21 protein-coding genes are annotated in these 26,493 nt (G+C 49.5%); 8 read left to right on the forward strand and 13 right to left on the reverse strand.

The genetic code is table 11. The features are described from left to right. Nucleotides 1-206: 206 nt before the first annotated feature. Nucleotides 207-623, reverse strand: coding sequence for a hypothetical protein (locus OH144_RS03705; RefSeq protein WP_266204949.1), 417 nt, complete (start codon nt 621-623; stop codon nt 207-209). Between the two features lie 167 nt (nt 624-790). Beyond that, nucleotides 791-1,270 (reverse strand): hypothetical protein, encoded by a 480-nt coding sequence (locus OH144_RS03710; protein WP_266204950.1) that lies wholly within the window; start codon nt 1,268-1,270, stop codon nt 791-793. A 320-nt stretch (nt 1,271-1,590) separates the two neighbouring features. On the opposite strand from OH144_RS03710, the gene OH144_RS03715 reads away from it, so the two are divergent. From OH144_RS03715 to OH144_RS03725, 3 genes are all read left to right on the forward strand, one after another. Beyond that, on the forward strand, nt 1,591-1,944 hold the full coding sequence (locus OH144_RS03715) for a DUF6152 family protein (RefSeq protein ID WP_266204951.1): 354 nt from the start codon (nt 1,591-1,593) through the stop codon (nt 1,942-1,944). A gap of 2 nt (nt 1,945-1,946) precedes the next feature. Beyond that, nucleotides 1,947-2,432, forward strand: coding sequence for a DUF6644 family protein (locus tag OH144_RS03720; RefSeq protein WP_266204952.1), 486 nt, complete (start codon nt 1,947-1,949; stop codon nt 2,430-2,432). A 607-nt stretch (nt 2,433-3,039) separates the two neighbouring features. Beyond that, nucleotides 3,040-4,788, forward strand: coding sequence for an ABC transporter ATP-binding protein (locus OH144_RS03725; RefSeq protein WP_266204953.1), 1,749 nt, complete (start codon nt 3,040-3,042; stop codon nt 4,786-4,788). A gap of 78 nt (nt 4,789-4,866) precedes the next feature. On the opposite strand, the gene OH144_RS03730 is transcribed toward OH144_RS03725, so the two are convergent. Continuing rightward, nucleotides 4,867-5,478 (reverse strand): c-type cytochrome, encoded by a 612-nt coding sequence (locus OH144_RS03730; RefSeq protein WP_266204954.1) that lies wholly within the window; start codon nt 5,476-5,478, stop codon nt 4,867-4,869. Between the two features lie 912 nt (nt 5,479-6,390). After that, on the reverse strand, nt 6,391-7,473 hold the full coding sequence (locus OH144_RS03735) for a DUF748 domain-containing protein (RefSeq protein ID WP_266204955.1): 1,083 nt from the start codon (nt 7,471-7,473) through the stop codon (nt 6,391-6,393). A 795-nt stretch (nt 7,474-8,268) separates the two neighbouring features. Between OH144_RS03735 and OH144_RS03740 the strand changes: the two genes are divergently transcribed. Further along, nucleotides 8,269-8,442, forward strand: coding sequence for a hypothetical protein (locus tag OH144_RS03740; protein ID WP_266204956.1), 174 nt, complete (start codon nt 8,269-8,271; stop codon nt 8,440-8,442). A gap of 238 nt (nt 8,443-8,680) precedes the next feature. On the opposite strand, the gene OH144_RS03745 is transcribed toward OH144_RS03740, so the two are convergent. Continuing rightward, entirely contained in the window at nt 8,681-11,947 is a 3,267-nt protein-coding gene (locus tag OH144_RS03745; protein WP_266204957.1) for a YCF48-related protein, read from the reverse strand. 392 nt (nt 11,948-12,339) lie between these two features. Continuing rightward, on the reverse strand, nt 12,340-13,371 hold the full coding sequence (locus OH144_RS03750; protein WP_266204958.1) for a proline iminopeptidase-family hydrolase: 1,032 nt from the start codon (nt 13,369-13,371) through the stop codon (nt 12,340-12,342). Nucleotides 13,372-13,539: 168 nt separating this feature from the next. Here OH144_RS03750 and OH144_RS03755 point away from each other — a divergent pair, with 168 nt between their 5' ends. Together OH144_RS03755 and OH144_RS03760 are read left to right on the forward strand one after the other, a co-directional pair. Continuing rightward, the gene (locus OH144_RS03755) at nt 13,540-13,905 is read left to right on the forward strand and encodes a hypothetical protein (RefSeq protein WP_266204959.1); all 366 of its coding nucleotides are present in this window, start codon (nt 13,540-13,542) and stop codon (nt 13,903-13,905) included. Nucleotides 13,906-14,393: 488 nt separating this feature from the next. Next, complete coding sequence (locus tag OH144_RS03760) at nt 14,394-14,912, forward strand: cupin domain-containing protein (RefSeq protein WP_266204960.1); 519 nt, start codon at nt 14,394-14,396, stop codon at nt 14,910-14,912. Between the two features lie 217 nt (nt 14,913-15,129). Here the strand turns inward: OH144_RS03760 and truA are convergent, their stop codons facing one another. The 5 genes from truA to OH144_RS03785 form a co-directional block, all read right to left on the reverse strand. Further along, on the reverse strand, nt 15,130-15,909 hold the full coding sequence (truA, locus tag OH144_RS03765; protein ID WP_266204961.1) for a tRNA pseudouridine(38-40) synthase TruA: 780 nt from the start codon (nt 15,907-15,909) through the stop codon (nt 15,130-15,132). Nucleotides 15,910-16,260: 351 nt separating this feature from the next. Continuing rightward, on the reverse strand, nt 16,261-16,602 hold the full coding sequence (locus OH144_RS03770) for an ASCH domain-containing protein (protein ID WP_266204962.1): 342 nt from the start codon (nt 16,600-16,602) through the stop codon (nt 16,261-16,263). Nucleotides 16,603-16,683: 81 nt separating this feature from the next. Beyond that, a complete protein-coding gene (locus OH144_RS03775; protein ID WP_266204963.1) occupies nt 16,684-17,232 on the reverse strand; it encodes an REP-associated tyrosine transposase in 549 nt (182 codons plus the stop codon). Nucleotides 17,233-17,393: 161 nt separating this feature from the next. Continuing rightward, nucleotides 17,394-18,761: a hypothetical protein gene (locus tag OH144_RS03780; RefSeq protein ID WP_266204964.1), complete on the reverse strand. Its 1,368-nt coding sequence runs from the start codon at nt 18,759-18,761 to the stop codon at nt 17,394-17,396. Between the two features lie 372 nt (nt 18,762-19,133). Further along, a complete protein-coding gene (locus tag OH144_RS03785) occupies nt 19,134-20,375 on the reverse strand; it encodes a hypothetical protein (RefSeq protein ID WP_266204965.1) in 1,242 nt (413 codons plus the stop codon). Between the two features lie 191 nt (nt 20,376-20,566). Between OH144_RS03785 and hrpB the strand changes: the two genes are divergently transcribed. Then, nucleotides 20,567-23,032, forward strand: a complete 2,466-nt coding sequence (hrpB, locus tag OH144_RS03790; RefSeq protein WP_266204966.1) for an ATP-dependent helicase HrpB — start codon at nt 20,567-20,569, stop codon at nt 23,030-23,032. Nucleotides 23,033-23,710: 678 nt separating this feature from the next. Next, nucleotides 23,711-23,890, forward strand: coding sequence for a hypothetical protein (locus OH144_RS03795; RefSeq protein WP_266204967.1), 180 nt, complete (start codon nt 23,711-23,713; stop codon nt 23,888-23,890). 64 nt (nt 23,891-23,954) lie between these two features. Here the strand turns inward: OH144_RS03795 and OH144_RS03800 are convergent, their stop codons facing one another. After that, nucleotides 23,955-24,419 (reverse strand): COG2426 family protein, encoded by a 465-nt coding sequence (locus OH144_RS03800; RefSeq protein ID WP_266204968.1) that lies wholly within the window; start codon nt 24,417-24,419, stop codon nt 23,955-23,957. Nucleotides 24,420-25,009: 590 nt separating this feature from the next. Then, nucleotides 25,010-26,464 (reverse strand): alanine/glycine:cation symporter family protein, encoded by a 1,455-nt coding sequence (locus OH144_RS03805; RefSeq protein WP_266204969.1) that lies wholly within the window; start codon nt 26,462-26,464, stop codon nt 25,010-25,012. Nucleotides 26,465-26,493 lie beyond the last annotated feature (29 nt).

The following is a 26,493-nucleotide window of genomic DNA, read 5'->3' on the forward strand; positions in this document are numbered from 1 at the left end:
AAGTATAAGCAAGACAGCCGTTGCCTGAAAAGCAGCGGCTGTTTTGTTTTCAAAAGCAGGTGGCGTCAGGCTGGTGCATATTGCTTTGGTGTGTTTTTAGTTATACTGTATAAGTGTATCTGGATGACGTATAGATCAGATAAAGAAAAGGGGCGTTTGGTTGCTCCTTTTATGACTAATCTACAGCTCGTACTGGCTATCTTGTTTTAAATGTCATCCTCTACCCATAGTTTGCGGGCTACGCCAACGCCATACAGGGTGCCCTGTCCGCCGCCTCTCAGTAAGATAGCCACCCTCTGTCCCTGGCGTAATTCACTTACACTGATCGGCCCTCCATCCGGGCCAACCATCTGGGCTGTTGGCGTTACAAGCACATAAGCCCTTTGGTAGCGTGAATCCACAGAAGGAGCAAGCGCTTCTACCTCCAAAACAACCTGTCCTTCGGCATACCGGCTCGCAATAACGTTTCCTCTTATATCCACCCGTTGGGGAGCCAGGCTTCTGTTTTCCGCCGTAGCCGAACCCGGAGAGCCGCCAGGTGAGGTAGTCCGGCAGCCGCCCAGCCATAGGGTGCTCAGAAAGGCCAATCCCAGCACCCCTCGCTTTATGTGCTTCGTGTTCATATATTTATTTTTATACTTTCTCTAACGGTGGCCTGCCGGTACAGGATATATTTCTTTTGATATTGCCAGGGCAAGGCCAGGTTAGGTAAGAAGCATAAACGGTGAGGAACAAAAAAAGCCCGGACGATAAGCCCGGGCCTGAGAATAAACTATAATCTCTTATAAGGTTAGTTCTTCCGTACGAATTTCCAGACGTAGACTCCTTTTCGGGAGGTAGTTTTTTCCTGATCCGGTACTTCCTCCGGGAAGCCAGCCCAGTCGATCTCATCCACCCAGACCATCTCCGTGTCTGACATGGACGTAACTACATAGTCATTTGTCTCACCGCCTTGCTGTAGTTGTATGTAGGTAGAGTCATTCGGGTCCGGGAAGCTGTAGTTCCATACATCCTTATTGCTGCTACCTTGCAGGGTCACGGTCATCTTCTGACCATCGAAATGAAAGTTTGCCTGCCTCTCTGATGTGTCGGCATACATGACCGTGCCTGCGTCGGAGTAGTATGTTCTTTCTACGGAGGTATTGGTCCAGTCGCCACGCATGTCAGCATCCAGTTCCGAAACGGCCGGGATCACTGCTTCGTCGTCATCGTTGTTGCAGGAAGCCAGGAACAGGGAAAGACATAAGGGGATAAATAATAGCTTTTTCATAAAATGTACAATTTAAGGAAATAAGGGTTTTAACGTAATAGGTATGTACAAATGGCTATAGGCGTATATATTGGTTTTTTAGCTTCTTTAGTACGTTCTGGCTGCTGCAGAGGTTATTAGAAATGTAATAAAACAGAAGCAGGTTTTCGGAAGTGGCTGATTCTGATAGACTATAAAGCATGAAATATACTATCCGACCATAGCCAGAGGGAGAGTATAGGAGGATCCTGGTATCCGTAGCTCCTGCCCCCGCCGGAGGTGGCACCTTTTTTTCTAGCCCTCGTTTTTACATAAGTGTATCACTTAAACGGTTTATACTTATGGTCTTATCTGGTAACCTTCCCCTCTTTCTGCTCGTGCCCTTGTCTGTGGCTCTTTCGGTTTTGCATCATGGCTGGGCAAATTACGACCAGACCAAAACCCTCGACTATACCGGGCTGGTAGAGGAACTCACGTATGAAAACCCGCACGGGATGCTGAAAATGCAGCACGAGGACAACATGTGGACTGTAGTGCTGGCCCCAACCAGCAGAATGGAATCCCGCGGCCTGACAGAGGACATGATTCAGCCCGGCGATTCGGTGCGCGTGGTGGGATATCCGCATAAGGAAGTAAAGGACGAGATGCGCGCCGAGAGAATTTATGTGGGGGATAAGAAATTTGAGCTGCGCTAGCGGTGGGCCTTACCCTGGCAGAACTGCTGCAAGCACTGGAAGACTCCTCGCTGGCCGTAGTCATCCGGCAGTCAGCCTGGCTTTACCCTTTTCTGGAGATCCTGCACATCCTGGGCATTGTGCTGCTGGTAGGCGCTGCCTTTCTTTTTGATCTGCGCTTGCTGGGCTATGCCAGGAAGCTTCCTCTGCCAGACCTTGCCCATCATTTATTGCCCTGGTCCGGAAGGGGTTTATACCTGATCATCCCTTCGGGGATATTGCTGTTCAGCACCAATGCGGTAGCCTTGGCAGGCGATCCCGTTTTCCATATTAAGATGATCATGCTGGCAGTGGGCGGTTTAAATGCAGGGGTGTTTCAGAAGTATCTCGCTCCAGCATCGGCGGAGTGGGGGCATACCAAAACACCCTGGGCTGCAAAAGGCGTGGCCGTGTGCTCTATCGTGGTGTGGGTGGTGGTGATTGCGTGCGGGCGCCTGCTGGCCTATTAGCATTTCCTCTGAATTATTGCAGAAATCTGTTCAACTGCCTCTTCTACTTATAAAGTTTTTTGTCATCCTGGAAATTGAGAATCCCGAGCTTGTTTCGGGGAATCTTGAAGACAAATATAATCGGCTTAACCTCCCGGGGAAGGCCGTTAAGTTCTTACTTAAAGTGGCTTATCGTGGCGGTAAAGTTGAAAATAGTGAGAACTAGATTCTTCCCTTGAGGACAAGTGGGAGCAGGAGCTCGAAACTTGCGAGCGCAGCTCATGGTGGGGGGGCGCTTGGCAGAAAACATTGGCAAAGGCTTTACACCCCTGTGGTCCCCTCAAGGGGACAGTTTTCGGGAGAATCTAACGGCCCTGCCCTCAAGGGGAGAGTCTGCCTGAATGACACGACTCTTCCTTCGAAGAGGGTAGGGGAAGATCTACTGGTGAAGGATTGAAAATGTGCTTAAAACCCCAATTGAATGAGCTGTAGATGATTTGCCCTTTGAACAATCTCTACCTGAAACCAGGAAAACAGCTAACTTGTGCCCCGGTAGCCAAAGTATAAACCTACTTCAACGCCAATACCATCGCCCTACATTCCTAACAAAGGAGACAAAAGATAAACTATGTCAAAATCGAAAAAGCTGCACAACGTTACCATGGCCCAGGTGTTTAAGACCATCATTTGGCCGCGAAAAAAATACCTGGGAGTCGGGCTGGTCCTGATCATCATTAGCCGGGTGGCGGGGCTGGTGCTGCCGGGGGCGAGCAAGTACCTGATTGACGACGTGATCCCCAACAACGACAGCACCATGCTGTGGTGGCTCATCGGAGGGGTGGTGGCGGCCATTGCCATTCAGTCGGTTACCTCTTTTGCGCTCACGCAGATCCTGAGCGTGGAGGCACAGCACCTCATCTCGCAGCTGCGGGCGCAGGTGCAGCGGCACATCATCCGGTTGCCCATCCGCTTTTTCGACAACACCAAAACCGGGGAGCTGGTGTCGCGCATCATGACGGATGTGGAAGGGGTGCGCAACCTGGTGGGCACAGGCTTTGCCCAGATGGTGGGCGGCGTGCTGACCTCGCTCATCTGCCTGGTGCTGCTCCTCTACATCAGCCCGCTTATGACAGGTTTTGCCTTGATTCCGGTGGCTATTTTCGGGATGATTTCCACAAAAGCGTTTGGCCGGATCAGGCCTATCTTCCGCGAGCGGGGCGTGATTAATGCCGAGGTGACGGGCCGCCTGACCGAGACGCTGGGCGGCGTGCGCGTGATCAAAGGCTTTAATGCCGAGGAGCAGGAGATCAAAACCTTTGAGAACGGCGTAACGCGGCTTTTCCTGAACGTGAAGCAAAGCCTGGTGACGACAAGTATGGTGACGAGTGCGGCAACGCTCCTGCTGGGCCTGGCCTCGGCGGGCATCATGGGCATTGGCGGTTACCTGATCATGAACGGCGAACTGACCTTCGGCGATTTCCTGGCCTTTACCTTATACTTAGGGTTTATGATCGCGCCTATCCTGCAGATGAGCAACATCGGGAGCCAGTTTACCGAGGCCTTCGCTGGCCTGGACCGCACGCAGGAGATCCTGAACACGCCCCCAGAAGATGCCAGCGGCCAGCGCACCCTGCAGCTCAACCACATCCACGGCGACATTGTGTTCGACCGGGTATCGTTTGCCTATGAAACCGGGAAGGACGTGGTGAAGGAGGTGAGCTTTAAGGCCCCTGCCGGAACCGTAACCGCCCTGGTAGGCACGTCGGGCTCGGGCAAAACCACCATTGCCGGGTTGGCCGCTTCATTCCTGAACCCCGACAGCGGCACCATTACCGTAGACGGACACGACCTGCAAAGCATCAGTTTGCAGAGCTACCGCAGCCAGTTGGGCGTGGTGCTGCAGGACGACTTCCTGTTCGAGGGCAGCATCCGCCAAAACATCCTTTTCCCACGGCCCAACGCCACGGAGGCGCAGCTGATGCAGGCCGTGCAGGCAGCCCACGTGCAGGAGTTTACCGACCGTTTCCCAGATGGACTGAACACGCTGATCGGGGAGCGGGGCGTGAAGCTTTCAGGCGGGCAGCGGCAGCGTATTGCCATTGCCCGGGCTATACTTGCCGACCCGCGCATCCTCATACTGGACGAGGCTACCTCTAACCTCGACACCGAGAGCGAGAGCCTGATACAGGCCAGCCTTAAAAACCTGATGCAGGGCCGCACCACCTTCGTGATCGCCCACCGCCTCAGCACCATCCGCCAGGCCGACCAGATCCTGGTGATCGAGCAGGGGCGCATTGCCGAGCAGGGCCGCCACGAAGAGCTGCTCGAAAAGCAGGGAAGATACTACCAGCTGTATACCTACCAGGCAAGGATCTAAGGATCATTGCGTAGGTTTCCCTTACGCCAGCCTTCGCCCGGGGGCTTTTGCCGGATACGTTAGAGCAAAGTATACTGTTTATTTGCCGGGTGCGGCTGTAACCGGAGGCTCAGGGGCGGGAACAACATTCTTGATGGGCTTGGTAGACTTGAGGTAGGCGAAAATGGCGCTCAACTCTTCGTCTGTCATGTTTCTGTACATGTCCCAGGGCATGGGGGGCAGTAAGGGGCGGCTGGTTTCTATGCCTTTATACTTGCCTTCCCGTATGGCCGTAAAGAACTGTTTTTCCGTCCAGTTGCCAATGCCGGTAGCATCGGAGGTTATGTTGGCAGCATACGAAATTCCCCAGGGGCCTACCCAGGCGGTCAGGGTTTGGGTTACCACCAGGCCTTTCTGCTCCATCTCCTTGCGGTTCACATCAGGCGGCGGCATATCGGCAGGGTGGCCGGATAAGGCTCTCGAGAAATCGAACTCCTGGCCTTTGGCAGTCATTTTCTTAGGCGTATGGCAATCGTGGCAGGCGGATGTAATGACCAGGTGCTCCCCGAGCTTAATCTTTTCCTGGTCATCCTGAAGGGCAGCAGCAGTACTGGTCGGCTTGCTGTTTTTTTCGGGCAGATCTTTTAAAGGCAGTGTAAGCAACAGGAAAGAGAAGAGAAGCAGGGAGGAAATAAATAAAAAGATTTTCATAGCAGTAAGGTTTTAGGTAAAATAAGTGTGAAAACTCTTACCTAATTTACCCATAAGCTAGCACATCCCGAACAACTTACAGAATTACCGCGTGAACGGCCCGGCGCCTGGTGTTAAGGCTGCAAATTCCGGAATAAAACGCTTACACAGTGGCCTAATGGGCGGCTATACTTCCTGAGGTGTGGCTCCAGTACTACGATAGCCTCTGCCAGTTTTTCTGGTCTGTTAGCGCTATGTTCCACAACTCGATGGGTTGGGTATGTTGTTGTCAGAGCTGACGGTTTTTCACGTTGGGTAAGTATGGAAAAGTACTCCTCCCGCATGTGGACAAGCCTATCCGGGCCACAACCGCAAAGCCTAATCCTGCCTTTTTCTGAAATTTATACTTGCTGTTTATTCTTACAACTACTTATAACAGCCGCCTCAGGGTAACGCACAAGGTATGTATCGGGCAGTGCTAGTATAAATTTGCGCTGGTATAGGTCATGTTAGTGCGAGCTTCCAACTCGTACTGTTACCTCTGCTGGAGGTATAGCGCGTGGAAATGAAAAGACACGAGCTGCAAGCCATATCCTGTTCCATATCTTTTTCAGATTCGGCCTTTTTGAGGTTAAACTATCCCTTTGGGGACAAGTAAGAACGTGAGTTCGAAACTTGCGAGCGTAGGTCATAGGGATGTTTATACCTGCAGATTCACCCGTTTTTGCGCACATGAGCAGCCTGCTCTGTAGTTTTACACCCCTGTAGTCCCCCTTAAGGGGACAATACTGCTACATGAGGCCTTGTTCCAGAAAAGTTATGGAACAAGACACGAGCTGGAAGCTCGCGCCAGCGGGGAACACCTTTCGGCACAGAACAGGGGCTTTTCGTTAAAGCCCCTGTTCTGTGCCGGTAAAACCTCCTTCCTGCCGCTTACTTCTTTTCTTCTTTGGCTTCCGCTTTAGTTGCTTCTGCTTCTATGCCTTTGTTGAAGGCCTGGATGAAGGCATGGCGCAGGACGTTGAACACCGTGGTGGAAATGTCGGTGTCGGGCTTGTTCACATTACCGGAGATCGGCACCTTGGTCGCAACCTGGTCCCGTGGCTGATTTTCGGCCGCCTCCACAAACAAGCCTGCTATGGCTTCCCAGGTTGTCCGTAGAATACCTTCCTCTTTCACATCTTTTTTCAGGTTAAGCACCTTTACGTTTTCGAAAAAAGGCTTTACGTATCCATCCAACTGACCATCTTTCAGCTTTAGCTCGCTGTAGAGGTCCATGGTACCTCTTTCCACATCAAACTTGCCGTGGGCCTCTATAAAGTCGTTTATACTTGTCAGGTTTACCCGCGTGAGCTGCATGTTCATGTCGAAGTCAGGGATCTCCTTTAACAGGTTGGCTTTCATGTTCCCCTTCAACGCGCCACCACCCACCGATTTCCCGGTAAGGTATACCGTCGAGGGCAGTTCGTTTGCTGCATCTTCCACGTTGGCCAGGTTCAGGGCCACCAGCTGCATGTCGGATATGTGCAGGTCTATCTGTTGCTTTTCCGTGAAGTCGAAGTAAGCCAACTTGCCGTTGTTCACCACAAAGCGGTTGATCTGGATAGGCATCAGGTCCTTTACCACATCCGACCAATGCTGTCGGGTAGGTTCTTCCTTGGAGGCAGTATCGGCCTTGGCAGCCTCCACAATGTTCAGCTGGGGCGCGTTCATGACTACCTCGCCGGCCAGCTTTCCTTTAAACAGCGATTTCCACTCGATAGACAAGTGGGTTTGGTTAATTCTTAAAAACGGGTATTTGGGGTTGCCACCTTCTTCCTCCAGTACCAGGCCATCAATGGTATACGCACCCTTGTAGAGGTGCAGGTCAATATCCTCGACATGGCCCGTATAGCCGGGGAGTTCCTCGAGCGTCTTGTTCACATAGTCCTTCACCAGAGAGGGGAGGGCCAACCGGATGCCGATCAGTATGAGGATAATAACGGCCACTATTATGAATGATTTTTTGATGATCATCGCTCGTATCGGTTAATGGTATGCCTTAGGTACTACTACTTTATACGTTTTACCGCAACGTTTTTCCCTTCCTGCCAGTTCAGGCGCCGGTAATAGGTGCTTTCAGGGGATGTGCAGGAGAGGAGGCAGGGGACGGGGATTTATACTTGTAATCCAGGTTGCGATAAACCGGCCTTTAAGTATCACGCTCGCCAGCTCATAACTTTTGTTCTGGTAGTCCGCGAAAGGGTGAGTTATACTTGCAGTATTGGGTCCAACCACCCCTAACCCCTCCTAAGAAGTATGCTTGCATCTTTTCTGTCCTCCTGAAAGGATCTTGTGGGAAGGGAGGTGAAACCGAGGCCGCTGACTACGAAATCCAACCACCCCTACCCCTCCTTAGCCAAGGAGGGGAGCCTGCTTTTACTTCTGCTGAAGTATGAGTGCTGTAGCTGCTGCCCCTTCAAAGTATACCCCACCCTGTGAGCTTTGCTCGCAAGTTTCGAACTCCCGTTATTATTTGTCCTCAAGGGGACAGTTTCTGTAGTACTAGTTTATACTTCCCTTTTCAGTAGCAAAAGCTTTAACTAAGATGTGTCAATCCCAGCCTTTGGGTTGAGCGCCTTGTGAGATCCGGTGCCGCGTGAGCGGCAGCGCCCTGGCGCAGGAGGGAACACAGCGCGATGCCCTTCATCGAGGGCCCCTACCCCCAAGGCGAGGCCTCCCGGCCTGGGAGGGCAGAAAGTATACTATGAAACGATAGGCCGGTGGGAACTAGAGGATCAGGGGTGTTTTGAAAGTATAGCTTAGTTCAAGTTGCGGGAAGCAGCGGCAAAAAGTATAAAGGCACAAGCGCACACTTGCGCCATAGGAAGTATAAAGTATAGCAGCAAGTATAAAAGTATGGCTTACACGGATCTGGTGATCCGCAGCAGAAATGGCTCCGGACACCGATGTCCGGAACAGCGGAAGAATTCATACCTTGCCTAGCGTCAAATGCCTTTTTGAACTGCCCTGCACAACCAGGTTATCGCTAGCGTAGGCAATTGTTCCCGGGAGAATATTCCTGAGGCCATCCCACTTCGCCAAAGTATAACCTGACACATTGGGTTATACTTTGGCGAAGTGGGACAGCGCTATTGCACGATAAATTTGAGCGTTTCTTTTTTTTCGCTGTTTACTTCCAGCAGGTACAGGCCAGGCTTTAACGCAGCCAAAGACGGGGCTGCTAGAGCTTCACAACTTTACGGATATGTACATTGGCTTTATGGTGTACCCGGATATGGTAAACTCCCGGCACTTGCTTGGTGAGGTCGAGCACGTATTGCGCTGCATCAGGCAGAACAACGAGCACCAACTTACCTACATGGTCGAATACCTCAATGCGCTGTATTGGGTGCTGGTGCGAGAAGTAAAGCCTGTCCTGCGTTGGGTTCGGGTATACCTTTAGTTTTTGACCTTCTGCGTCGGCTATGCCCGTCGGAGCTGCTGTTGCGAAGGAGATTTTCTCGCTATGTAATTCCTCGCCGTTCACCGTTCCCGTAATTCTGAAGTAGTATACCGTGTTGGGGGCAAGGTCTTTTATTTCGGCCTGTACCTTGCCTGTTCCGGAAATGAGTGAGTTTGGCGTGGCAGCAACCGTTTGGCCCAACTCTGCTGTTTCGCCATATTCTATCTGTAGATTCGTAATGGCAACACCCTGTGGGGCAACAAACCCTGAAAGAATAGCGCTGCTGCCAGCAACTACTGCCCTGTCAGGCTCGAGCAGTGCGCCGCCACTGGCCCTGAACATGTGCACATTACTATAAATAACCGTATCGCCCTGCAGGCCCTTCACACGATAATAGTACACTGTATTCGGTTCCAGGTCTGTTAACGAAAACTGGATGTTGCGCCACGTGTTGTTTGCTACAGCATCGGGCGCTGCAGCCGCTTCCTTTCCAAATTCACGGGTCTTGCCATACTCAAAAACTAAGTTGCTGATGTCGCCATTGTACGTTTCTACCCGTGCCCCCCATTGTATATCTGTCTCCGTAATAGTAGGGGAGTGCATCGTAATTCGATACTCCGGCCTGGTGTAAAAGCTGTAGACAGTACTATAATGCACTTTCCCTCTATGGGTAAATTTCAGACGGACAAAATACTGTGTGTCCGGTTTTAGCTGGCGTAGCGAAGCATTAACTCCCGAAGACCATTTAGCCTGTACCACAGCAGGGGTAGCTGCTATACTGGTGCTGTTTGTAAAGCTTTTGTCAGTAGCGTACTCGAATTGTATAGCCGTAATATCATCGAGATAGGAGGCGATTCTGCCGGTTATCTCGCATCCTGTGGTAGTCAGGTTAAAGGTCGACCCGAGCGACACGTTAAAAGCAGCGTAGGTTGTAAACTCAGCGATATCGCTAACGCGCTCAACGCCATTGTGGGTGGCCCTGATTCTGTAATAGTATTTAGTGGTGTATTCTAAGTCTTTTAAAGTATAGGTATACTTCTCGGCTGCATGTGCTGGCACTTCCGCTGGAGTGAGGGCGATGCTTTTGTCAAACAGCAGCATGTTTTTGCCGTACTCAAGCCTGACATTGGTAAGAGACCCGCTGTTTAAGGCTGCCACGACCGTAAGATCAGCCCCATCTGCTGTAATGTTAGTGGCCGGCAACACCTTCAGAGAATAGGCAGGATTATCAAAGGTGCCTTTCAATATTCTGCCATAATCTCCCGAAACAAAAATGTCATGATCATCTGTAACGATTAGTTTTGACATCATAGTAGGAAGCGCAACAGATTCCCAGCTATACCCGCCATCAAATGTGCGAAAGTTTTTCCCGTATTCGCCCAATACATAGCCTGTGTTTTCGTTATAGAAAGTAACTGACTTAAGATGGTCGTATTCTGTTTTGAGCTCTTCCCAATTCGCACCACCATCTTTCGTTTTCAGCACCACGCCGTACTCCGCCGAAACGTAACCTACCTTATCGTTTACAAAACTGAAACCAGTAAAATTTCCATACACTTCATAGATTTTAGTCCAGTTAAGCCCTCCATCGCTTGTTTTGTACAAATCACCATACCGGATAGCAAAGCCATTGTTAATATCTATGAAATGCATTCTGCTCGCCCAATAGAAATCTGATACCTGTTGCCAGGTTTGTCCGCCGTCTGTAGTTTTAAGGAAGCCATTGCCATAATACCTGTCTGAGGTGCTCATGTATCCGACTCTGTTATTGAGGAAGTATATAGCGCTGTACTGTTGCACATACATGTGGACGTCAATCTTCGTCCAGGATTTGCCGCCGTCTGTTGTTTTGATAAGCACGTCACGCGTGCTAGTTCCTGTATGCGCTACCACATAGCCTGTGTCCGCGGAGAAAAACTGCATCGATCCGTAAGCATGGTAGGATTCGTCCAGACCGGTGTTTAATGCCTGCCAATTTTGTCCTTTATCAGTAGTTTTATATAGTTCTGCGCCTGCTGCATACCCAGTGGTAGTGGTAGGAAATGCCATGTCCCGGATGTTATAGTAGGTAAAAGCCGGTGAGGTCCAGGTCTTGCCACCATCTGTCGTCTTCACGATACGGCCTCTCATGCCAGTCGCATAGCCCACGTTTTCATCTATGAAATGGATGCCGTACATGGATGTGGCATCAACAAAGCCTGCCTGGAAACTCATCCTGGTCCAGTTATGGCCGCCGTCGCTCGTTTTGTACATACCACCGTGGTCTCCAGCTACGAAGCCTACCTGCTCATTCAGAAAATGCATGGTATAAGCGGCAGAAGAGACCTGCCTGAGGGTAGAAAGGGCAGCCCATGTTTCCCCACCGTCGGTAGTTTTCATCAAGGTGCTATGTTCTTTCGAGGCAAAGCCAACCTTGCTGTTGACAAAGAGGATAGTGAAATAGCTGGAAGGGATGGTGTTCGTGCTTTCTGTAACGTACCACGACTCACCCCCATCAATCGTTTTGAGGATGGTACCTCTGGAACTGGTGGCATGGCCTACTTTCGAACTGACAAAGTATGATTTTGTGATGGTATAAGAATAGGGATCGGCTTGAGGAGGGGGGATTACTTTTATGGTCCAGGTTTTACCACCATCAGTTGATTTAATCAGGCTCTTATTTCCGGTGATGTATATCGTATCCGGATGCAGGATATTAACAGAGTTCAGGTTTTCAGTTGTATTGACGGATAGTTTCTTCCAGTTTTCGCCTAAGTCGGTCGTTTGATAAACAGCACCAAAATCCCCCACTACAAAACCGGTCTGTCCATCAAACCTGACTTCGTTGCCTCTGGCCATACTTTGCTTCACACTCCAGGTAGCTCCAGCATCTTTTGTTTGCAGCAACTCTGAGTCATTTACAATAAAACCTGTTTGCTCGTTTGCGAAGGTGATGCTCTTGCCTGTATTGCCGGAAGGTTTCGGGTTAAGCCATGTCCATTGGGCAAATGCTGTTGAGAGAGTAAGCGTGAAGAGGAGAAGGAAGGGGAGTAGCTTTGTTTTCATGCATTTAGTTAAGAATCTTAATGCTGAAATATAGTGATATTATGTATTAATTAAAATTGTTTGTATCTCAGCTAATTAAGTGGTTTTAAGCGGCGTTGCATTCACTCTCTTCCGTTGTTTTAACTCATCTAGTACAAAAGCCGTGTGCTTACCTTGATCAAGGGACACGCTTTTGCTAGACGTAGCTGGGGTCCTGAGCTCATACCTGAATGCAAGGCAGCATCTACCTCCAACAATCCTTTGCCGCCGAAGCCTACAGCGCTGCTCTTACCTAATGGAGGTCAAATAACACAAAGCCAATCTGATAGCCACTCAGACACTCTCAGGACCTACGGACGCTGCGAGGTCTAAAGCAACTTCCAAATTCTTTAACTCCTAAACTCTCTAACTTTCTAACTCTCCAACTTGTCCACCTCTTTCATAAACCTCACCAGCCCTTCAAAGTAGGTTTTCTGGTCGTCGTAGAAGGCCATGTGGCTGCCTTGGGGGCAATGCAGGTAGCGGCCGTTCGGAAACTGGGTGGACATCCATTCCATGTGTTTCGGGTCCATGGTGTCGTGCTGGCCGCCGATGGTGAGCGTGGGCACGTTTATACTTGGCAGATCCCGGGAGCGATTCCAGTGCAGGAGGGAGGCATTGCCCCGGATCCCAAACTCGCTCGGGCCCTGCATCTGCACATACACCGTCTGGTTCATGTGGTCGAACATGCGCAGCACCGGGTCCGGCCACGCTTCCAGCGGCATGCGCAGGGCGTGTTGAGTATAGAAGTGCGGCATGAGCAGCTCCATGTAGCGCGGATTTGTGAAGTCGTTTGCGGCTTCTATCTGTTTTATCTCGGCCAGTACCTCGGCAGGCATCTGCGGACCCAGCACCTCGTCGGCATACGTGTTATAGTCTGGAATGCTCGACATCATGTTCGAGATGATCAGGCCTTTGAGGTGTTGCTGGTATCTGAGCGCGTATTCGGTGGCCAGGATGCCGCCCCACGAGTGGCCCAGCAGGTAAAAATTGCTCTTGCCGAGTTGCAGCGCCTGACGCACCTGCTCCACTTCCTCTACAAAGCGGTCTATGTTCCAGAGGCTGGTGTCGTCGGGTTTGTCGCTGTAGTGGGAGCCCAGTTGGTCGTAGTAATAATACTCGATACCAGCCTTGGGCAGGTAGCTGTCGAAGCACTCGAAGGCCTCGTGTGTGCCGCCCGGGCCGCCATGCAGCAAGAGCAGTTTGATGGTGGGGTTATTGCCTACCCGCTTCGTCCAGATGTAAAAGTCGTCTTTTGGGGTGCTGATGGTGATCCTGCGGGCGCCGCCGCTCAACTCGGCTTCCGTACCGGAGTAGTTGAAGTAATCTGTCACAGAAGGCGTGTGGCCGCCAGCATTTTCAGAAGTAGCAGGAGATAACTGCCGGATGGATCGGAGTGATTTCATGGGGTATCGGTTTAAGGTGAGAGGAAGGAATATGTACGTGAACTATAAATAAAGTATAGCTTCCTGGTCTTTAGGTTTAAATTTGCCTGGCAAATGCCAGCGGCGAGCCAGAGAGTATAGACCGTGCGATACGGGAAACGTAAAGCTAGGAAAGCACATAGCAGAAGTATGAATCTGACAGTAGGTTGTAAAGTAGAATGGACAGAGTCGGTGTACACGCCTTATAGAGAAGGGGAGACATCAGACTTTATCGGGGAGCGGACTATTACCGGTAGGATAACGGCAGAGGGGTATGCGAAGAAAACGAACTATCATTTCTTCACAATTCATGTATATGGGGCTGAAGGGGTAAACGCACATGAGATAGAAGCAAACAGTAAGATCGTCCGGCGGGGCGTCGTGCTTTACCCGAAGTGCAGGCTATTGTCTACCCCAGACAACTACGATGAACTGGTGAAGGAAAAAGCTGAGCGAAAGGAAAACAGCAGCCCTGTATGTTACGCCCAGTCAAAAGAATTACGGGAAGGTTTTTAAAACTAACTATAAAAACAGCGGTCTAATCGTCATAAAAAAGCCCCTGTTTTAGCAGGGGGTTTATCTTTAGCTTATCGGTACAGGTACTAACTCACGTTCGAAGTATACCAGGTCCTTCTGCGAAGGATTACCTTTTACAGTACAGTAATAGATGCGTTTCAGGTATTGACGAATGGTTAGTACTAGATCTGGATTCACTTTCGCGAACACTTCGGATCCAATGGGAAATTTGTTTTCTGTCATACTCTAATGTACGCATTTTAATTGATTACCAACGGGTTATTCCAGACTGTTTCAGGAAAGGTGCCACAGGGCGGAATCAGTGGTCTTATTATTATTTTGCCAAACAACTTGGCCGGACCTTTTCTCGGTAACGAAAGCGCCAGAGAAGATACAGTAGGGATACAATGACTTGTCATGCTTTATGAAATAAACGTATAAATTATGTTTATCCGTCATGAATAGGTATAAAGCTAACCACTGATAACTTGAAGAATCAGACAATAGATTTAAAGCAGGTACTTGGGCTGGTTGCGGAATATGATGAAGACCAGCAGTTGATCTCTCCGGATAAGCCTTTTATAGTAAAAGCAACATTCTATCCGGGTGCAGCATCCAACATCCACCGGCACCCTTACCAGGACGAGTACTACAAAATTCACGAAGGAGAACTGGAGCTATACCTGGATGGAAAGTGGAGAACACTTAAAGCCGGCGAAGAGGCTCACATACCCACAAATGCAGTTCATGGCTTCAAAAACACTTCTTCCCAACCTACCTACCTGACAAATATCCATACACCCGGCCTCAATTTCGGCGCATCGCTGGTTGCCATGGCGAAGCTGGCGAAAGAAGGAAAAGTTAACGGTACAAAAGGATTTAAAAACCTGTTTTACCTCTCGCAGCATGCCCTGAACTATAAAGACACCATCCTATCTGTAAAACCGCCTGAATTTGTTTTAAACGTGATGGCGAAATTGGGGGCTTTGTTGGGCTACAGGATTTAGCAGCGCAGGAAAATGGGATTCCTTCGCTGGCGCGAACTTTCGGCTCGTGCCTCCACTTTAAAACAGATTGACTCTCCAACATATTGGTGCTGGTGCAAGCCTGTAGCTCGTGCTGGTACTATTGGTGAAAGTATAACTGTGTGAAAAGATAAGGCACGAGCAGAAAGCTCGAAGCAGATGGGGATTCTCAGGGTATCTGCCAGCCGGCATCTGTTACTTAGTGGAAGGTAGGAGAGAAGGTAGGGCGGGGCGCCATGTCCAGGAAAGGGTAGGTTACTTTGGAAAGGTACAGCCCCTGCGGATATGCCGGTGTAAGGTGTTTGGGTGCTTTCTCAAGCGCCAGGTAACTTTCAAACTCCTGCAGGCTGAGCGCGCCGGTTCCGGTCTTCAGGAGTTGTCCCACCAGAATTCGGATCATGCGGCTCAGAAACCTGTTGGCCGTTATCTGAAAACGTAGCCTATTACCCTGTGGGTCCATCAACCAGCGGGCTTCTGTTACGTGGCAGATGGTGCTGTCCTGCTCTGCCGGCGTTAGGCACAGGTTTCGGTAATCGGTGTAAAGGGGGAGCAGAGCAGTGGCTGCCTGCATCGTGTCCAGGTCCAGGTTCCGAACGGGGTACAGGGTGCTTACATTATGCAGGAACGGATCTTTGTAAGTATGTATAAAATAGTCGTAGCTTCTTTTGCTGGCGTCGAATCGGGCGTGGGGCTGGCCCTCCACCGGCATGATATCGAACACGGCGATATCGGGCGGTAACACTTTGTTCAGCCGGAAAAGCATGTCAAATTCCCAGGGCTGCGCTACATCCAGGTGAAAAAAGAACTGGCTCGCATGTACCCCGGCATCTGTTCTGCCACAGCCAACAATCGCTACGGGCTGCTTCAGAATCTTTTGAAGACATTCCTCTATCACCTGCTGCACCCCTAGGCCATAGGGGTGTCGCTGCCAGCCTTTGTAGTGTGTGCCGCTATAGCCGATATGAAAGAAGTAGCGCAAGGTTTTGCTCCGGGTTACGTGATGGAAGTTCCCTTGCAAGATAGTGATAAAGGAGGTGCATTATACTTGTTAGCACAAGGAATGCTGATGTTAAAGTACTTTTCCCGCTTGAAAACGTCTATCCGGTACACCACCGCAAAGCTGATAAAGTATAACCCTTTGCTTGTGGAATGTATACTTCCTGCTCATATATGGCTTGTACTCTAATGCAAGCGCTACAGGTTATGAGTAAATCAACGCTAGTGCGAGCTTGTAGCTCGTACTGCTACTTTAGCTGAAGGTATAGCTGCGTGAAAAAAAGACACGAGCTGCAAGCTCGCGGCAGCGGTGGAATCGCCTGCATTTTAATTTCTATGCGGGTAGCAACTTAAAGTAAATGATGGTGCAACGGTCATCGGCTGTAATGTCCGGATAAAACACTTTCAGGTCTGCCCGGAGGGTTTCCAAGCTCTCAAAGCCATCCGTTAGGGCATCAGCCTCGTTTAAGTCGGCAAACGATTTGGTAAAATCCAGCTTTTCTATCTGTGCCTTTTCTGGTAGGGTTAAATCGCCAAAAACCAGCGGCAACTGTATGGCGTTTGGCAGAACATACCCTAACCGGACGGTAGACGTTTTCTGACGCTTCCGCACCAGCTCAAGGTATTTTTCATGAAAGTGCAGGTGGTTGATGATCTCTGTTTTAGCTTTTTTCATGCACTAATCTACTTAAAATATAGCAGGCTGTTACCCCCGCTGGCCCCGCTGGCGCGAGCTTGCAGCTCGTGCCTTCACCATTCAGTCAATATCAATCTCCAACACACCTTTGCCGCCGCTAAAGTCAATTGCGCTGCTATACTTCCAATGGTGCGGTTCCGACACAAAGCCAGCTACCACGGGATTGTTGTGGATGTAGTCGATCTTCTGATCATCTATCACGGCAGTGCTCCACAGCTCGATGGGTTGGTTGTGCTGCTGCCAGAACTGCCGGTGCTGTACGTTGCTGTTCTTCAGCCCGGCCCGCTCCATGAGCCACAGCATCCATTCCTTCCGGCTCTCCTGGTTGTGCTCGGCAATGGCTTTCTGGAGTTGTTTGGAAGTATAGGTTTTCAGCTCCTTCAGCAGCATGCTGGGGTTATTGTCTTTGGCCCGGAAGATCAGGTGTACGTGGCTGGGCATGATGCACCAGGCATAGATCTCCAGACCTTTGTTCTTGCGGCAGAAGTCCAGGCTGTCGGTAAGGATAGCAAAGTACTCCTCCCGCATAAACACGTCTATCCAGTACACCACTGCAAAGCTGACAAAGTACAGCCCTTCCTGGTTGTGAAATTTATACTTCCGGCTCATGTTTCTGCTTATACTTATGACAGCAGCGTCTGGGTTTTGGTCATTTTACGCTAGTGCGAGCTTGTAGCTCGTACTGTTACTTTAGCTGAAGGTATAGCTGCGTGGAAAAGAAAAGCACGAGCTGCAAGCTCGCGCCAGCGGGGGGATTAAATACGTTGATTTTATTTACCAATTTTTAAGAAGTATGCAAAGGAATTTTCGTACTTCTTTTTATTTCTTTCCCTTACTTTATTAGATAGTTGTAGCATTTCTTCTGAAAATACGGCACTCGTCCCTCCTAATAGAGCTATTAAGCCAGGTGATAGTCCTTGTATGGTTCCTATGTAACTTGAAATGGCACCAACAGAAAATCTTATCGCTTTTTTAGATACTTCATTAGATAGAATATCTCTCTGTGCTTTTTGATAATTATTCAAATCAGGAATAAGCTTTGTATGCATAAATTTTTCTACTTCTCTATTAAAGGTATACCCAAAGCCACTAGTGATTAAATCATTAAAATCGTTGATGAATACTTTTCTCAATTTATACAGTTCATTCAAACACTTTTCCTTATAAGATACAATTTCAGGAATTGTTAAGCTTCTCAATGTACTGTCTGTAATGTGTATTTCTGAAGCCTTTATAATCAATTGACTTAAGTTAAATAACGGAACTTCATTTGATTTATTCCATTCATTTACCACACCCAACTCTTTATTATTTCTAGCTTTCTCCACCTTGTAATTAAAAAAATTATATATGTTTTGATCGAGGAAAATTGGGACAAGATTATACTGCTCACATAAAGTGAGTTTTTTATTTACTTTGGCTATGATGGAAAGGAATTGCCTATCGTAATCATAAAGTTTATTATTCTTCTCTGGAAATGAACTTTTATATTCTATACTCGGGAATAAGTTGGCTCCATACATGCTAAAACTAGGATGAACTATAAAGTAATTTAAGCCTTTCTCTCTCTTCTTTTTTACTAAAAGAGGAGCAAGAAAAGTTGCAGCACGCTTATCTATAGTATCATAATCATGAGCTATTTTTAAAGGGATACTATTTCTTACATAGAAATCTGAACTTTTGTAGTCCAGTACCTTTAAAAATTCTCTGTTTTGAGCGTATTCAAATTTGTCTAAAAGTCTATCTTCTTCATTTTCAAATTCTTTAGAATTGAATAAAGGCAAGATGTCATTCATAACTATAGCTTGGTAGGCACCATTCCTTGTACCCTTCTCACCTCCATAAGAAAGTATTGAAGCAGGAACTAGGGAATCAGGAGCTACTTCTGGCGGATGTATGTTTTCTTCAGCATATTGCTTCAACAACTCATAGCCATTTACACTGTCTATTCTAACACCTCCTTCGATAGGTTGGTATGCATAACACAGAGCACCTTTTTCCAAGAAGTATTTGTTATCGCTAGGAGGTGTAAAATAAACTTCATCAAAAATTAGTAAAAGCCTTTTAAGCTGAATTTCAGTTAATGGTTGGTGGTGAACTACAAGACCTTTGATCCCTTTATCTAAGTCTATTTGCATATTTTCTCTTTTAGTATTAAATCAAATATAAAGAGTATCAATCTAAATACTCATCTATTATTTTTAGTATTCTTAATACTAATACTCCTTTGTAAGTAAGATATGATTGCTCATATCCTTTTTTTATTTTTATTTAGATCACACCTACTTTGCCCTTCAACCCCTTTACCATAGACTTACCCGTTCGGGAAATCATACCTGCCGTTAGGGAGCACCTGGTGGTGCAGAGTACGCTGATCGACTCCCGGAGCTGGTAAAAGCACCTTGCTGCCACTGAGACAGGATCGAGTATGATTGTAAGGAAAAACCCACTGCTTTGCTGTATTAGCAATGCAGTGGGTTTTTCCTTAACCTATGTTGATTTTTCGTTTGTTAGAAGGTCTTGAAAATCTTCATTATAGATCTTGATTGTTCTACCTTATCGTGTAAGTACAAAGTATGATTAGCATTGATATTAAGATAATCTTGGTATGTGTGGTTTTTAAACTTGAGAGTGCTGACGCTTAGCAGTTCCAACTGAGGTAAATCTAGGTCAGCAAACTTCTTGCTTTTCAAGCCTTCTATAAAGGTTTTTAACTGGTAACTGGTTACATCTGGTGAGCCGTACACAATCCAATTTACTATGAGACTGGGATCAATTGCTACCCAATGCGAGTTATAAATGTCCGGTTTATCCGTAGTGAACGATATCATGAAATCATCGAATTCAGATTTAGAAACAGAAAAATCTGAAGTGGGTGAGAAATCAAACTCTGTAGGGATTTGCTTACCAGAGTAATGATAATTATGTAAGTAACCGTCGGCATCTTTATATGACACGCCAAGGCTGTACACGTCGATACCTGTTGGGGGGAATTGCAAGTCATATTCCTCGCTATGGTAAAAGTTTGACCAATAAAGGTCGAGTCTACTATTAAGATCACCGGCTTTGGTGTAGCCAGATAGATTTATTCTGTAATCAGTAACATTAGATGGCTTTTTATACTTGCGTTTCTCGGTTTTACCTGCATCAGAAAAATCTGCCGTAGTCTGATCTGATGTTAGCTCTGTGAACAGGTACAGACCATGGCTTGGCAGCATAATATAAGCTAGATCTGTCGGAACTGCCCTGTCAAAGCCTTTAATAACAAAGTTGGTTCCAGGCCATGAGGCAGTATAGCCACTGCCGAACTTATATTTTGTCCTGAAGTGGAAATCACTGTCATAGGGAACATTGGTATAGGTGATTTCAGCCTTCTCATGTTTGAATGATGTACTAGAAGCTGAAGGAAGGAAATTGAGGTGCCATTTATCAGGGTTAACCTGAAGGAATGTTTCTATCACACACATATTATTAGTTGAATCTAATAGTATGGTAGTCAGGTCATGCTTGGTATCTTCTGATTTAACGCTTAGGTTATGGTTGGCGTTAACGGCTAACAAAGTATCTAAAAGAACTTTCCCTTCTTTATCGGACAAGATGAGCTCGAAGTCTTTCGCCTTCAGGTAGTTTTCGAACCTGAAGCTAAAGTCAAATGTTTTAACAGGTAGGGGTGCAGGTGCTGTTTCATTATCTGAGTCACAACTCAGTAAGGTGCAGGCAAAAAGTAGGCTCGCTAGTAGTTTTGTTCTCACAGGTAAAATTGGGCTAAGGGTGTAATAAAATTTTATTGGGTAGTAAATGATCCGCAATATTAAGATTTCCTAGCATTAATTGATACACATCTTTCAGATTGATGCCTTTGCTGTAACAGAAAGAAATGCTTCAGAACTTCCGTAACTTGCACTCATATTTTTTATTATTATCTAACATCAATATCACCCCCTTGCCCTTCAACCCATTTACCATAGACTTACCCGTTCGGGAAATCATACCTGCTGTTAGGGAGCACCTGGCGGCGCAGAACACGCTGATCGTAAATGCCCCTCCCGGAGCCGGTAAAAGCACCTTGCTACCGCTGGCTATACTTGATGAAGTATGGCTGACTGGCCAGAAGATTATCATGCTGGAGCCCCGGCGCCTGGCGGCCAAAACCATTGCCGAGCGCCTGGCACAGCTGCTGGGCGAGGAGGTAGGCCAGACCGTCGGTTACCGCATCCGTTTCGAGAACCGCATCTCCGCTGCTACCCGCATCGAGGTCGTAACCGAAGGCATCCTCACCCGCATGATCCACAGCGACCGCTCACTGACGGGCATCGGCATCGTGATCTTCGATGAGTTTCATGAGCGCAGCATCCATGCCGACGTGGCCATGGCCCTGAGCCGGGAGGCGCAGCACACGCTTCGCCCGGACCTGCGCATTATGGTGATGTCGGCCACCCTGGATATGCCCCAGCTCACGAGCCTGCTCAAGGCTCCGGTGGCGCAAAGCATGGGGCGGCAGTACCCCATCGAAACCTTTTACACCGGCGATGCTGACGACCGCATGCTGCCCGAAATGACGGCCAAAGTAGTGCAGCAGGCAGCGCAGGAGCAGGAAGGCGATATCCTCGTGTTCCTGCCCGGCGAAAACGACATCCGCAAAGTAGAAATCCTACTTCGCAAGCAAATGCGCGGCGTGCAGATACACCCGCTGTTCGGTATGCTGCCCTTCGGCAAGCAGTACGCCGCCATCATGCCCGACCGCCAGGGCAGGCGCAAAGTGGTGCTGGCGACAAGTATAGCTGAGACCAGCTTAACCATAGAAGGCATTTCGGTGGTGGTGGATACAGGCTTCGGCAAAACCTCCCGCTTCGATCCGAAGTCCGGTTTGTCGCGCCTCGAAACGGTGCGCATCTCCAAAGACGCCGCCGACCAGCGGGCCGGTCGCGCCGGACGCCTGGGCCCCGGCACCGCCTACCGCATGTGGAGCAAAACCACGCAGGAGCGCATGGCGCCGCACCGCACTCCCGAGATCATGGAAGCCGACCTGTCGAACCTGGTGCTGGACATGGCGCAATGGGGCATTACGGATATCCGTGGCCTTACCTGGCTGAACCCGCCGCCGCGTGCTGCCCTGCAATATGCCACCGACATGCTGCACCAGCTGCAGGCCCTGGAGAATGGCCGTATCACCGAGCACGGCAAGCGCATGCACACGCTGCCTTGCCACCCGCGTATTGCGCACATGCTGCTCAAAGCCGAAGAAACCGGCCAGGTGCCGCTGGCAAGCGATATTGCCGCCGTCCTGGAAGAGCGCGACCCGCTGGACCGCAACGCCGGCATCGACATCAATTTAAGGGTAGAAGCGCTGCGCCGCTACCGGAAAGAGCAGGGGCAGGGCAAGCGTTTCAGTAAGATCGAGAAGATCGCCCGTTCCTACCGCCAGCTGTTTGAAGTGGAGCCCGAGAACGGCGCGTTTGATGAATATGAAACAGGTGTGTTGCTGGCGCATTGCTACCCGGAGCGCATTGCCTACGCCCGCCCCGGCAACAACGCGCAATTCCAGCTGGCCAGCGGCCAATATGCTTCTGCCGGTCACCGCGACGACCTGGCGCACGAGCCCTGGCTGGCCATCGCGCACCTGCACGCGGGCACCGGCGATAACCCGGGCCGCATTTTCCTGGCCTCACCGCTCAACCCCCGCGACCTGGCACCGCTCCTAAAGCAGCAGGAAGTATACCACTGGGACGTGAACGACGGTGAGCTCACCGCCTCGCTGGACACCCGCATCGGCAGCATTGTGCTGCAAAGCAAGCCGCTGCCACCACCCGACGAGAAGCACCGCGTACCGGCCATCTCCGAGGCCATCAAAGCAGAAGGCGAGCACCTGCTGGACTTCAACCACGAGCTAACGCAATGGCAAAACCGCGTGCTCAGCCTGCGCAAATGGCGCCCCTCCGAGTCCTGGCCCGATGTGAGCACGTCTACGCTGCTCATAACCAACTGGGACTGGCTGAAGCCCTACCTGTTCGACATCGAGCACCCGGATGAGCTAATGGAGCTGGAGCTGCTGCCTATACTGGAAAAGAAGTACCTGAACGAGGAGCAGCGGGCAAGGCTGGAGGTACTGGCTCCGGCAAGTATAAAGCTGCCGGATAGCTCACCTATAGAACTGGAGTATAAACCCGACGGCGCACAGCCAACACTGGAGATACGCCTGCAGGATATACTTGGCTGGGAGGAAAGCCCCAAGGTAGATGAAGGCGAGATGACGGTGGAGCTGGCCTTGCTGACGCCTGACCTGAAAGCAATTACGACTGTCTCTGACCTATCGAGTTTCTGGAAAGGGAATTACCGCGTGATCAAACGGCAGCTGGAGGTGGTGTTTCCGGAGGTGAAGTGGGAGAGAGGTTCGTCGTTAGAAAGTTAAAAGGTTAGAAAGTTGCTTACGATGTCGCAGCGCTCTAAGGTCCTGTAAGTCGAAGATCCCGAATATTTTCGGGGTGTCTGGGCTTGGCTACGAAGCAACGGCTCCCGGCATCAGACGCTCGCGGGTCTTGAAGACACCGCGAGGTCTATTGAGTTACAATATGTTTGTTAGGGGCAAGAGTTCTGGGATGAAAGGGGGGTGGAATAGTGATTACAACCGCCTCTGGCCCTCATCTCCTAACTCCAGAACTCTCCTTTTCTTGAGGACCCCTACCCCATAACAGGAGATGGAGCTAGTACCGTGTCCAACCACCCCTGCCCCTCCTTGTCAAAGGAGGGGAGCCTGTCATTGCTCCTACCAAAGTATAAGTTTCATAGTTGCTGCCGTTGCGCGGACAGGTCGCGACCTGTCCCTACAAGTATAAACCCACCCCTAGCCCCTCCCAAGAGGGGAATTTTCAGCAGACGATTACATCCCCCTGTCCCCTTCAAAGGGGGACTTATACTTGTTCCATAGCAATGGCCGTGGCTATCGAATGTCACCCAGTCTTTCCGTTGAGCGCCTTATAGATTTCCGGTGCCGAACGCCAGTGAGGCAGCCCGAGGCACGAGGGCAGGAGGGAACACAGCGCGATGCCAAAGGACGAGCCCTCTCGGGCTTGAGAGCAGAAAGCCAGAAATGAAACAAGTTGGTTGTAAGGCCGTGGATGAACGGCAGCTAAAAAGTATAGCTCTTGTCAAGTTGCGGGAGGCGGTGGTGAAAGGCACAAGCGGACGCTGGCGCCAGAGAAGAATGAAGTATAGCTCAAGTATAAAGTATGGCTTTTTAAGTCAGTCAGGATACAGACTCGACACATGAGCAGAAACAAAAAGCCCTCACCGCTTCTAAAAAACAGTGAGGGCTTCCTTAAAGTCGTTTCTAATTATAGCTTCTCCCAGCCGGCAACGCCTAAGTAGGTGCTAACACCTATGATGATAGAAGACATCACCACGCCAATCGTAATGGCCGCAAAGGCTTTCCTGCGTTCTATCTTAAAGATTTCAGCTGCGATAGCACCCATATAAGCTCCGGTGCCGGGCAGCGGGATCATAACAAAGACCATAAGACCCCAGAACCCATACTTATTCACGTTGCTGCCGGCCATTTTCTTGGCTCTTTTGCAGAAGTAGATCACCCCCCTTTTATAGGCCCGGAAAGGCCAGAATTTCTTGCTGAACGTATCCACCAGCCACAAGAACATGGGGTAAATCAATATATTACCTACTACGCCAACCAGGACGGCCCAAACCAGCTGCACATTGTTCAGAACAGCGTAAGGAATACCGGCGCGTGCTTCCCCAAACGGAGAGATGCTAAGTAAAAAAGTAAGAATGAGCGTTTCCAGCATAAAAAAACTTTATAAATAGATCCTGCACTTGTTTTGGTCGCCACCATCGCAAAAGCAGGGTGCACCCCCAACCACACGAGCCAATCTCTATTTTTCGGTGCTACAGAGGGGTAACAGGTATCAAACGATAAAAATTCAAACAACGTATTTGTGTTGCCATAGGCCACTGCAGCTACGATGTATTTACCTAGTGCAGATCACAAATCTAGTAATAAATCAAGGAGGTGGTACATCTGCTACACCCCTTCACATCTCTCCGTTACGCAGCCTCTACCTGCCTTAACAAGTGGGCCGTGCATTTTGAGCAGCGCAGGTTTATTCAGACTACAGCGCGCTGCCTGTTATCTCATACGAGATGTGTAGTTGCTAAAATTGGACTATGGATGGATTTTACTGCTGTTAAACAGTGTGTTTAAGTTCCCTAGTCCGGTTCGGGTGCAAATATAGGGAGAGGAAAGCCGAAAAGTATGTCTCGGCTGAAGTATAAAGTATAATATTTAGCAAGGTATAGCGTATGAGGGCTTTATGTAAAAAGCGCGGGCCCATTTCTGAGCCCGCGCCATACTTTAACTATACTTGTAACTGTATGCTTATACCGCCTGCAGTTCCTTGTCCTCCTGCGCGGTCTTGTCCCAGTACTCTGCATTCCTGATTCCTAGTTTCTCTGCGTTAAACACCGGATCCAGCCCGGCCTTGCGTTGCTCCTGGTAATCTTTAAGTGCACGGAGGGCTGGTTTTCTCAACAGTATGATCGCCACCACGTTTAGCCAGGCCATCACGCCAACGCCGATATCGCCCAGCATCCAGGCAGATTCTGCTGTTTTAACTGAGCCGTAGAACGTGGAGGCAAGTATGAGGGCACGCAATCCCCAGATCATCCACTTGTTACCTTTTGTGTTCAGGTAGCTCAGGTTGGTCTCGGCGATGTAGTAGTAGGCCATGATGGTGGTAAAGGCAAAGAAGAACAGAGAGATGGCCACAAAGCCGCTGCCAAGGGTAGGGAAGTAGGTATTAACAGCCGATTGGGTATACTCCGGCCCGAACGGTACGCCCGGCAGGTTCTCTACAATAAAACCACCTTCAGGGTTTACCACATTGTACTGGCCTGTGAAGAGGATCATGAAAGCCGTAGCGGTACAAACAAATAGTGTATCTATATACACAGAGAACGCCTGCACCAGTCCCTGCTTGGCTGGATGGCTTACGGCCGCCGCCGCCGCTGCATGTGGTGCCGTGCCTTGGCCGGCCTCGTTAGAGTAAATGCCGCGCTTCACGCCCCACGCGACAGCCGTACCGAAGATGCCGGCAAAGGCAGGCTCCAGGTCGAAGGCAGAGCGAAAGATCAGGCTAAGGACGGCGGGTACTTCTGTGAGGTTCATAAGGATGATGACCACCGACATCAGGATATAGGCGCCCGCCATAAACGGAACAACTACCTGTGCTACCTTACCAATACGCTTTACACCACCCATAATAATGAGGGCCAGCAGCAAGGTGACGGTGCCACCGGTATAGGCCACCGGTATCTGAAACGCATTGCTTACACCAGAGGCAATGCTGTTGCTCTGCACGCCCGGCAGGAAAAGCGCCATGCTCACGATCGTGGCTACGGCAAATACGACGGCGTACCATTTTATTCCCAGTCCTTTCTCGATATAAAAGGCAGGTCCGCCCCGGTATTGCCCGTCTTTTACCTGCTTGTAGATCTGCCCTAGGGTAGCCTCGATAAAAGCGGAGGAGCTTCCCAGGAAGGCGATCACCCACATCCAGAACACAGCGCCAGGCCCGCCCATGGCGATGGCCGTGGCCACTCCCGCAATGTTACCTGTACCCACCCGGCCCGCGATGGCTACGGTAAAAGCCTGAAACGAGCTGATGCCTTTCTGTGAAGATTGGCCTTTGAACAGCAGGCGCAGCATTTCGCGGAGGTAGCGCACCTGCAGGAATTTAGTGACGACAGAGAAGTAGATCCCTGCGCCGAGGCAAAGTATGATGAGTGCGTTGCTCCAGACAATATCGTTTACGGCAGAAATAATGTTTTCCATAAGGGAAAGAAAGCTGTTAGATTTTCAGT

The sequence above is a fragment of the Pontibacter kalidii genome (assembly GCF_026278245.1).
In the GTDB taxonomy this organism is placed as follows: domain Bacteria; phylum Bacteroidota; class Bacteroidia; order Cytophagales; family Hymenobacteraceae; genus Pontibacter; species Pontibacter kalidii.

What these genes read in the sequence shown, in the direction of transcription:
- OH144_RS03705 (WP_266204949.1), bottom strand. Translation starts at nt 623, where the DNA reads ATGAACACGAAGCACATAAAGCGAGGGGTGCTGGGATTGGCCTTTCTG.
- OH144_RS03710 (WP_266204950.1), bottom strand. Translation starts at nt 1,270, where the DNA reads ATGAAAAAGCTATTATTTATCCCCTTATGTCTTTCCCTGTTCCTGGCT.
- OH144_RS03715 (WP_266204951.1), top strand. Translation starts at nt 1,591, where the DNA reads ATGGTCTTATCTGGTAACCTTCCCCTCTTTCTGCTCGTGCCCTTGTCT.
- OH144_RS03725 (WP_266204953.1), top strand. Translation starts at nt 3,040, where the DNA reads ATGTCAAAATCGAAAAAGCTGCACAACGTTACCATGGCCCAGGTGTTT.
- OH144_RS03730 (WP_266204954.1), bottom strand. Translation starts at nt 5,478, where the DNA reads ATGAAAATCTTTTTATTTATTTCCTCCCTGCTTCTCTTCTCTTTCCTG.
- OH144_RS03735 (WP_266204955.1), bottom strand. Translation starts at nt 7,473, where the DNA reads ATGATCATCAAAAAATCATTCATAATAGTGGCCGTTATTATCCTCATA.
- OH144_RS03745 (WP_266204957.1), bottom strand. Translation starts at nt 11,947, where the DNA reads ATGAAAACAAAGCTACTCCCCTTCCTTCTCCTCTTCACGCTTACTCTC.
- OH144_RS03750 (WP_266204958.1), bottom strand. Translation starts at nt 13,371, where the DNA reads ATGAAATCACTCCGATCCATCCGGCAGTTATCTCCTGCTACTTCTGAA.
- OH144_RS03755 (WP_266204959.1), top strand. Translation starts at nt 13,540, where the DNA reads ATGAATCTGACAGTAGGTTGTAAAGTAGAATGGACAGAGTCGGTGTAC.
- OH144_RS03770 (WP_266204962.1), bottom strand. Translation starts at nt 16,602, where the DNA reads ATGAAAAAAGCTAAAACAGAGATCATCAACCACCTGCACTTTCATGAA.
- OH144_RS03775 (WP_266204963.1), bottom strand. Translation starts at nt 17,232, where the DNA reads ATGAGCCGGAAGTATAAATTTCACAACCAGGAAGGGCTGTACTTTGTC.
- OH144_RS03780 (WP_266204964.1), bottom strand. Translation starts at nt 18,761, where the DNA reads ATGCAAATAGACTTAGATAAAGGGATCAAAGGTCTTGTAGTTCACCAC.
- OH144_RS03795 (WP_266204967.1), top strand. Translation starts at nt 23,711, where the DNA reads ATGAAACAAGTTGGTTGTAAGGCCGTGGATGAACGGCAGCTAAAAAGT.
- OH144_RS03800 (WP_266204968.1), bottom strand. Translation starts at nt 24,419, where the DNA reads ATGCTGGAAACGCTCATTCTTACTTTTTTACTTAGCATCTCTCCGTTT.
- OH144_RS03805 (WP_266204969.1), bottom strand. Translation starts at nt 26,464, where the DNA reads ATGGAAAACATTATTTCTGCCGTAAACGATATTGTCTGGAGCAACGCA.